At 40.9% G+C, this 2,723-nt stretch carries 4 protein-coding genes; all 4 read right to left on the bottom strand.

The annotated features are described in order from the left end of the window. Positions 1-51 precede the first annotated feature (51 nt). Positions 52-276 (bottom strand): acyl carrier protein, encoded by a 225-nt coding sequence (locus tag ADI58_RS01990; RefSeq protein WP_000257838.1) that lies wholly within the window; start codon positions 274-276, stop codon positions 52-54. A 58-nt stretch (positions 277-334) separates the two neighbouring features. Next, positions 335-1,309: a beta-ketoacyl-ACP synthase III gene (locus ADI58_RS01985; protein WP_049521264.1), complete on the bottom strand. Its 975-nt coding sequence runs from the start codon at positions 1,307-1,309 to the stop codon at positions 335-337. Next, entirely contained in the window at positions 1,309-1,743 is a 435-nt protein-coding gene (fabT, locus tag ADI58_RS01980) for a fatty acid biosynthesis transcriptional regulator FabT (protein WP_049521263.1), read from the bottom strand. The genes ADI58_RS01985 and fabT overlap by 1 nt, the downstream gene beginning before the upstream one ends. A 91-nt stretch (positions 1,744-1,834) precedes the next feature. Next, entirely contained in the window at positions 1,835-2,620 is a 786-nt protein-coding gene (locus ADI58_RS01975) for an enoyl-CoA hydratase (protein WP_049521262.1), read from the bottom strand. Between the last annotated feature and the right edge of the window lie 103 nt (positions 2,621-2,723).

Genomic DNA, 2,723 nt, shown 5'->3' with positions numbered 1-2,723 from the left:
AGTACAGCCTGCGGCTAGCTTCCTAGTTTGCTCTTTGATTTTCATTGAGTATTATTTTGTTTGCTCTTCAACGTAGGCAACCAAGTCACCAACTGTTTTCAAGTCATCTTCTGCTTCGATTTGGATATCAAAAGCATCTTCGATTTCTGAGATTACTTGGAACAAGTCCAATGAATCTGCGTCCAAATCATCAAAAGTTGATTCAAGTGTTACTTCTGATGCGTCTTTTCCAAGTTCTTCAACGATAATTTCTTGTACTTTTTCAAATACTGCCATGATAGGACTCCTTTAAAATAAATAGTTTTTTATAACAATGTGTTCACCACATGATTACCTAAATTGTAAGAATGAGCGTGCCCCAGGTCAAGCCTCCACCGAAGCCTGATAGCAGAACAGTCTGACTACCATCTAAATGGATGAGGCCTTGTTCTACACACTCTGAAAGTAAAATCGGGATACTGGCTGCACTGGTATTGCCATATTCCATCATATTGGCTGGAAGTTTGTCTCGTTCGACACCAATTTTTTTAGCCATTTTATCCAAGATACGGTCATTAGCCTGATGAAGTAGTAGATAATCCAAGTCTGTCGCCTCTACAGGAGATTCTTCAATAGTCTGTTTGATAGACTTGGCTACATCCCGAATGGCAAAATCAAAAACTGCGCGTCCATCCATCTTCAAAAATGAATCTGCACTTTCTTGATCTGAAAATGGAGAATGTAACCCTGAATGTCCATAGGTCAGACACTCGCTGCGACTTCCATCGCTATTGAGACTCTCTGCCAAGAAATGCTCTTGCTCACTAGCTTCTAACAAGACACCACCAGCACCATCTCCAAACAAAACAGCTGTTGATCGGTCTGACCAATCGACTGCTTTAGAGAGGGTTTCACTACCAATCACCAAGCCTTTTTGAAAACGACCAGAAGAGATAAACTTTTCAGCAGTTGACAATGCAAATACAAATCCACTACAAGCAGCTGTTAGGTCAAAAGCAAAGGCCTTATTAGCACCAATATTAGCTTGGACACGAGCAGCTGTAGAGGGCATCATCGAATCTGGAGTGATGGTAGCTAGGATGATAAAATCCAACTCTTCCCCTGTGATTCCAGCTTTTGTCATCAGTTTCTTAGCAACCTCTGTAGCCAAATCACTGGTAGATTCTGTTCTTGAAATATGCCTTTGTCGTATTCCCGTCCGACTTGAAATCCACTCATCATTGGTATCCATAATCTGGGCTAAATCATGATTTGTAACCACTTGCTCTGGCACATAATGAGCAACCTGGCTTATTTTTGCAAAAGCCATTATTTCAAATCCTCCAAAAATTGATAAAGATTGGTCAACCCTTTGCTCATAACATCAATTTCTTGCTTACTCATACCATCAATGATTTTTTCAACCATGGCCTTGTGGAAGCGTTTATGTAGTCTATGAACCAAGCGCCCCTTCTTTGTCAAATGCAGATGCACCACACGACGATCCTGCTCTGAGCGAATGCGTTCAATGTAACCCTTTCGTTCAAGATTATTCAGACTCGTCGTAACTGTCCCAAGAGTCACCATCAACTCTTTCGACACTTGACTTGGCGTCACATCTGGGAATTTTCCAATTACATCGATTGTATGTACTTCTTTGATGGAGATATCCTTGAAACGACTACCCCTCAAGCTAACTTCCTCAATAACGAGGACATTGTTAAATATAGATGTTAAATATTCATTAATTCGTTGGTAGTCCAATCTCTTTTCCCTCCTTTTCAAAAAACTTTCACAATCAAAACATTTGACAAAAAAATTATATCAAACTTCAAAGAACAGTGCAAGTATTTTCTTATTTTCCAGTAAATTTCGGTCTTCTTCTCTCCGAATGAGCCCGAACTCCTTCTTTGAAATCCTCTGTTTGAGCCAAGGATTCCTGTAGCTTCAATTCTAAAGCAGCATAATCTTGCCAATCTTTAAATTGGCTCTCCCAAACCAACTTCTTGATGGCTGCATAGGAATTAGCTGACCCACGTCTCAATTTTTTAAGGAGCTGTTCTCTCGTCTTTTCAAGTTTATCAGCTTCACAGACGCGGTAAACCAGCCCCCATTCTAAAGCTTTTTCTGCGTTCAAAGCCTCACCTGTCATGGCTAATTGAGCAGCACGCGTCACACCAATACTTCGGCTCAATAGATGAATCCCACCTGCATCTGGAGCCAAACCAACTCCAACAAAGGCTTGGATAAATTTAGCCTTATCCGTTGCCAGACAGAAATCTGCAGCAACAGCCATATTTGCTGCGGCACCTGCAACTGCCCCATCAACCTCCATCAAGATAGGTTTATCAATTTGCTTGATTTTATAAGAAATAGTATTGACTAATTCTGCGATTTTCGTCAATGATGGAATATCATCCTCATCTACTGCTCGCTTCATCTCAACCAAATCTCCCCCAACAGAGAAGACTTTGCCATTCGCGTTGATTAAGACAAAATGCACAGCCGGATCCTCTTCTGCCAAAGTCAGAGCTTCTAAAATCTCCTCACACATAGGAATATGAAAACCATTTGCGACCTCAGGACGGTTCAAGGTAAGGATTGCCAAATCCTCTTCAAGCTGATAAATAATGTGTTCCATCGGGACTCCTTTTTATTTTATAAGCAGTTTACACTCTTCGAAAATCAAATTCAAACCACGTCAGCTTCGCCTTGCCGTAGGTATGGTTACTGACTTCGTCAGT

Origin of the sequence: Streptococcus mitis, from assembly GCF_001074635.1 — a bacterium.
GTDB lineage: Bacteria > Bacillota > Bacilli > Lactobacillales > Streptococcaceae > Streptococcus > Streptococcus mitis_E.
The sequence above is the reverse complement of the archived record's forward strand: the minus strand, read 5'-3'. Positions and strand labels throughout refer to the sequence as shown.

What these genes read in the sequence shown, in the direction of transcription:
- ADI58_RS01990 (WP_000257838.1), bottom strand. Translation starts at nt 276, where the DNA reads ATGGCAGTATTTGAAAAAGTACAAGAAATTATCGTTGAAGAACTTGGA.
- ADI58_RS01985 (WP_049521264.1), bottom strand. Translation starts at nt 1,309, where the DNA reads ATGGCTTTTGCAAAAATAAGCCAGGTTGCTCATTATGTGCCAGAGCAA.
- ADI58_RS01975 (WP_049521262.1), bottom strand. Translation starts at nt 2,620, where the DNA reads ATGGAACACATTATTTATCAGCTTGAAGAGGATTTGGCAATCCTTACC.